At 69.2% G+C, this 5,235-nt stretch carries 4 protein-coding genes and 2 pseudogenes; 5 read left to right on the top strand and 1 reads right to left on the bottom strand.

Annotated features, from left to right (window positions below):
- Positions 1-1,902, top strand: a pseudogene (locus FXN61_RS46980) (YfhO family protein); the annotation flags it as partial.
- A gap of 366 nt (positions 1,903-2,268) precedes the next feature.
- On the opposite strand, the gene FXN61_RS46975 reads toward FXN61_RS46980, so the two are convergent.
- Positions 2,269-2,712 (bottom strand): metallopeptidase family protein, encoded by a 444-nt coding sequence (locus tag FXN61_RS46975; RefSeq protein ID WP_167980269.1) that lies wholly within the window; start codon positions 2,710-2,712, stop codon positions 2,269-2,271.
- A 93-nt stretch (positions 2,713-2,805) separates the two neighbouring features.
- Here FXN61_RS46975 and FXN61_RS46970 point away from each other — a divergent pair, with 93 nt between their 5' ends.
- The 4 genes and pseudogenes from FXN61_RS46970 to FXN61_RS46955 all read left to right on the top strand — a co-directional run.
- Positions 2,806-3,165 carry a DUF3499 domain-containing protein gene (locus FXN61_RS46970; RefSeq protein ID WP_312878540.1) on the top strand — a complete coding sequence of 120 codons (360 nt, stop codon included), beginning with the start codon at positions 2,806-2,808 and terminating at the stop codon, positions 3,163-3,165.
- 82 nt (positions 3,166-3,247) lie between these two features.
- Positions 3,248-4,600: a phosphomannomutase/phosphoglucomutase gene (locus tag FXN61_RS46965; protein WP_167980268.1), complete on the top strand. Its 1,353-nt coding sequence runs from the start codon at positions 3,248-3,250 to the stop codon at positions 4,598-4,600.
- A 12-nt stretch (positions 4,601-4,612) separates the two neighbouring features.
- Positions 4,613-4,813 (top strand): Trm112 family protein, encoded by a 201-nt coding sequence (locus FXN61_RS46960; protein ID WP_167980267.1) that lies wholly within the window; start codon positions 4,613-4,615, stop codon positions 4,811-4,813.
- Positions 4,814-4,817: 4 nt separating this feature from the next.
- Positions 4,818-5,235: pseudogene (locus tag FXN61_RS46955) on the top strand (hypothetical protein); the annotation flags it as partial.

Here is a 5,235-nt window from a genome sequence, read left to right as displayed (position 1 = left end):
CTCTCCGTCCAACGCCGCGCCCGCGCCCGTCACCGGGTCCGCGCGGCCCCGGACATGGTCTTCGTCGAGGTCGACCAGTCGCGGGTGCTGCGGTCCCTGCTGCTGGCGCCTCCGGTGCTGCTGGTTTTGAGCCTTTCGCTCGTGGCGGTGATCGTGAACTGGTCCCGCCTCGGTCTCGATCTCGCCGGCGGGCGGCTGCTCCCCGTCGGCTCGGTGGGATCGGTCTGGTCGACCTACCTGTCGTCGTGGCACCCGGTGTTCGGCGGCACGGCGGCTCCCGCTCCCGCCGCGCTGGCCGTTCTGGGGCTGATCCCCGGCGGTCCTTCGTTCGCGGTCGCGATGCTGTTGCTCGGTGACATCCCCCTCGCCGCGTTGTCTGCCTACATCGCGTCACGCGGCATGCGCGTCCGACGTTCCGTGCGCGCGGTGGTGGCGGCGTTCTACGGGTTGTTGCCCGTGTCGACGACTGCCGTGGCCGAGGGACGTTTGGACGTCGTCGTCGTCCACGTCGTGACGCCCGTTGTGTTCGCTGGCGTGTACGCGGTTCTGCGTGCTTCGTCGACTCACGCGTGGCTGCCCATGGCTTCCGGCACCGCCATCGGTGTCGCGGTGCTGGGTGCGTTCTCGCCGCTGACCCACGCTGTGGTGATCATCGGCGCCCTGGGCGGCTTCGTCGCGGTGTCCGGCGGCGCTCGCCGGATCGCGGCCTTGTTCGCCATCGTGCTCTTGCCGATGGCGTTGCTCTTGCCGTGGCCCGCCGTGCTGCTGCAACACCCCGAGATGGTTCTCAACGGTCTCGGCGCCGCCTTCGACTCGCCGCCGCCGAACCTGATCGTGTGCTCGGTCTTCGTGGCTGCGGCTTTCGCGGCCGCCGTTCTGCGGCCCAACACGGCGATGCTGCCGGGACTGCTCGTGATCGTGCTGGCCATCGGTTCGTTGGCTGCTGTCGCTGCCGTCGGGGCTTGGCCTGGCACGCCGTTGGTGATCCTGGCGTGGGGGCTCGTGTGTGTGGTGCTGGCGGGGTGTCAGCGTGGAGTGCCGCCGGGTGTTGCCGGGCAGGTGCGGGTGCGGCGGGCTGTCTATGTCGTTGGTGTCGTGACGCTGGTCAGCTTGGGTGTGGCCGGGTTCCTGGATCTTCGGTCCGGGCCGTTGAAGGCGGACGGAGGGGTTCGGCTTTCGGCGTCTTTGACGGCCGAGCTGGAACGGACGGGCCGATCGGTTCTGATCCTCGGTGCGCCGGCGCGTCAGGTCGCCGGCCGCATGCCCGCGTTCGGGGACGACGACCTGGTGCCGACGGTCTCCTCGCCTGCCCGGCTTCGTCGTTGGAACTCGTCGCTGATGGACGGGGCGCCTCCCGCTGTGAAGGTCGCCCTGGCTCAGGCGGCGTCGTCCGGGGTCACGTTCGTGGTGTTGCCGTCGGAGGAGGTTTCTTCTCGGGTGCGTTCAGCGGCAGGGGAGTTGGTGTCTGTCGCGCCTGCCGCCTCGGATGGGCGGCCTGTGTTGCGGCTGCGGTTCGCGGCGGACACCGGGGTGCTGCTGGCGCCTGACCTTGCTCGCCGCGCTCGGACCGGTGGGGAACCGCCTGCTGAGCTGGCCGCGGCCGGGGTTTCGCCGGTCAACGTGTCCTTGCCTGATGTGGCTGTTCGGGTTTCCGCTGGTGGGGAGGGGCGGGTGCTCGTGCTGGCCGCGGAGGACGAGCCTGGGTGGCGGGTATTCGTGGATGGGGTGCAGGTGCCTGTTGTTCGGGCTTGGGGGCATCTCGTTGGGGTGCCGTTGCCTTCTTCTGCGGCTGAGGTTCGGGTCGAGATGTCTACTACGTTGCGGGACTTTTTGTTGTTGGCTCAGGCTGCTGCGGCCTTGTTCACGTTTCTGACTGCTGTTCCTACGCGGCGGCGTGGTTGATCTGGGCGCGTGGGTTGGGTTGGCCGTCTCCCTGTTGCGGTTGGCGGCTGCCGGTTTCGTGTCCGTAGGTGGTCGGGTTGCGTGCTGGTGTGCCGGTTGATTTCTGGGGCGCTGCCCCAGACCCCGCCAATCTGATCAAAGACCTGTCCAGCGCCGTGCGCGGGTTGATGGCACGCCTGTTGCTTTTGGCGGCTTGCGGCTGCGTAGGTGGGTTGCGTTGGTGTGGGGTGGTCCCGTCACGAGTCGTACTCGAAGGCAAAGGCATCGGCACGACTCGTGACGGGACCACCCCACCCGCTGGCTGTGTGACGTGCGTGCTCGGCTGCGCCTTCGCTTGAGGTGGCGCAGCTCGGTGTGAGAGGGGTCTCAGCCCTCGTCGATCACGTCCGGGTCCAGGCCCAGGTAGTTGGCGATCTGTTCGACCAGCACGTCGTGCACCAGGTCCGCCAGGTCGGCGCCGTCTTTGGCCCTGGCTTCCAGCGGGCGGCGGTAGAGCACGATCCGGGCGCGGTTGTCGGTTGCGGCGGGCAGCAGTCGGGCCAGGGGGACGTTGCCGTCCTCGACCACGCCGTCCTCGCCCTCGACCTGCACCTCCGGGACGTCGTCGACGGCCACGTCCAGCTGCGTCAGTTCGGTGCGCCAGCGGGCCTCGATGGGCTCCAGGGCCTCGATGACCAGGGCGTCGAAGCGTTCGGCGCGTGAGCGGGCGGCTGGGAGGGTGGCCGGGTACAGCGGACCGCGCAGCCCTCGGCCGTGCCGGTCGCGGTTGCGCCGACGCGGCGAGTCCTGTCGACGTGAACCCCTTGCCATCACCACAACCGAGCAGCCTAGTTGCTTCCACGGACGACCAAACACAGCGTGCCTCACACACAGTCTTCCGTGGACGCGCTATCGTCCCCGATCGTGCGGAGCGTGAGACGGTGCTCGCGAACCGGGTGTGCTAACCCGGCTGTCGCCACGCTCACCTACGCCTATGCGGACTCCACCGCAGTCGTCGGACCGCTCGCCACGTACTCCGAACCGCACAGCTACGACCTGTGCGAGGAGCACGCGTTGCGGCTCACGGCGCCGCGCGGGTGGGAGGTCGTCAGGCATCAGGGTGAGTTCGCGGCGCCCGAGCCGACGGTGGACGACCTGACGGCGCTGGCCGAGGCCGTGCGCGAGGCTGGGCGTGCTGATGTCGCCCCGAAGATGCCTGATGTGCCCATCGGCACGCAGAGGCGTGGCCACCTGCGGGTATTGCCTGATCCGCACGAGGACTGAGCGACCACACGCATCGCTGATCTGCTCGCCGGTAGGCTGCCTGGGCAGTGGCCGTCAAGAGCGAGTTTCGGGAGTGTGCGGCGTGCGTGACCTGTCCGGCATCGTCAAGGCGTACGACATCCGCGGGGTGGTCGGTGAGCAGCTGGACGCTGGCGTAGTACGCGACTTCGGCGCAGCCTTCGCCCGTTTGGTCGGTGGACCCGCGATCGTGATCGGTCACGACATGCGCGACTCGTCGCCGGGGCTTTCGCGAGCCTTCGCGGAGGGTGCTCAGGCGCAGGGCGTGAACGTGATCAGCATCGGTCTGGCCAGCACGGACATGCTCTACTTCGCGTCCGGCAAGCTGGATCTTCCCGGTGCCATGTTCACCGCGAGCCACAACCCGGCGCAGTACAACGGCATCAAGCTCTGCCGTGCGGGCGCCTCGCCGGTCGGTCAGGACTCCGGTCTCGCGCAGATCCGTCAGGACGCCGAGAACCAGGTGCCGGACGCCGAGGGTGCGACCCAGGGAACCTTCGAAGAGCGCAACATGCTCGTGGAGTACGCGGCGTACCTGAACGACCTGGTCGACCTGAAGAACATCCGTCCTCTCAAGATCGTGGTGGACGCGGGCAACGGCATGGGCGGCTACACGGTGCCCCAGGTCTTCGAGGGCCTGCCGATCGAGGTCGTTCCGATGTACTTCGAGCTCGACGGCAGCTTCCCCAACCACGAGGCGAACCCGCTCGACCCCAAGAACATCGTCGACCTGCAGGCCCGTACCAAGGCCGAGGGTGCCGACGCCGGTGTCGCGTTCGACGGCGACGCGGACCGCTGCTTCGTCGTGGACGAGAACGGCGACCCGGTCAGCCCGTCCGCGATCACCGCGCTGGTCGCCGTGCGCGAGCTGGCCAAGGACCCCGGCGGCACGATCATCCACAACCTGATCACCTCGCACGCCGTGCCGGAGATCGTTCAGGAGCACGGTGGTCAGCCCGTGCGCACGCGCGTCGGCCACTCGTTCATCAAGGAGGAGATGGCCAAGACCGGCGCCATCTTCGGTGGCGAGCACTCGGCGCACTACTACTTCCGCGACTTCTGGCGCGCGGACACCGGCATGCTGGCCGCGCTGCACGTGCTGGCCGCGCTGGGTGAGCAGGACGGTCCGCTGTCGAAGCTGACCGAGGTCTACAACCGCTACTCCGCCTCCGGCGAGATCAACTCCACGGTCGCAGACCAGGCCGGCCGGATCGCCGCCATCAAGGACGCTTACGGCAGCCGCGATGGCGTCACGCTGGACGAGTTGGACGGTCTCACCGTGCAGTTGCCGGATCGTTCGTGGTTCAACCTGCGGGCCTCGAACACCGAGCCGCTGCTGCGCCTGAACGTCGAAGCCGCCACCGACGAGGCCGTCGCCGCATTGCGCGACGAGGTCCTCGCGATCGTGCGGGCCTGAGGAGAGAACACCGTGGCCGTCAAGCTCGAAGAGCAGTTGCTGGAGATCCTTGCTTGCCCGTGCCCTGAGCACGCGCCGTTGCGGCTCGGGACGCCGGACGACCCGGAAGCGGACTTCCTCACGTGCACCGCGTGCGGGCGTTCGTTCCCGGTCCGTGACGGCATCCCGGTACTGCTGCTGGACGAGGCGGTCGAGCCGTCCTCGGCTGGGTGATCCGGTGCTCGACGACACGCTGCTCGACGACACGAGCCGCCTCGCCGACACCGACACCGGTGGCTGGCTGCGCGCCGCCGCACGAGCGGGGGCGCAGGTCCGTTCCACCGCTGAGGCCGCGGCCGAGGCGGGGGTGGAGCGGATCTTCTCCGAACGCCCGCGCGCGGTCGTGCTGGTCACCCGGCCCGGTCACGCCGTTGCCGTTGCGGGCGTCGTCATGGCGTTGCTCGGTCCCGGCTGTTCGGTGCCGGTCGTGGTGTCCGACGAGGTGCCGCCGTGGGTCGGTGCGCTCGACGTGGTGCTCGCGCACACCGAGGACCCCGGTGACCGGGTGCTCGCCGAGTCGATCGACCGCGCATGCCGCCGTGGCGCGCGAACGCTGCTGACCGCGCCGGACTCCGGTCCGGTCGCCGCGGCCGCCG

It is taken from the genome of Lentzea indica (genome assembly GCF_012184385.1).
Taxonomy (GTDB): domain Bacteria; phylum Actinomycetota; class Actinomycetes; order Mycobacteriales; family Pseudonocardiaceae; genus Lentzea; species Lentzea indica.
Note: the sequence above shows the minus strand (reverse complement) of the source record. Positions and strands in the feature narration are given on the sequence as shown.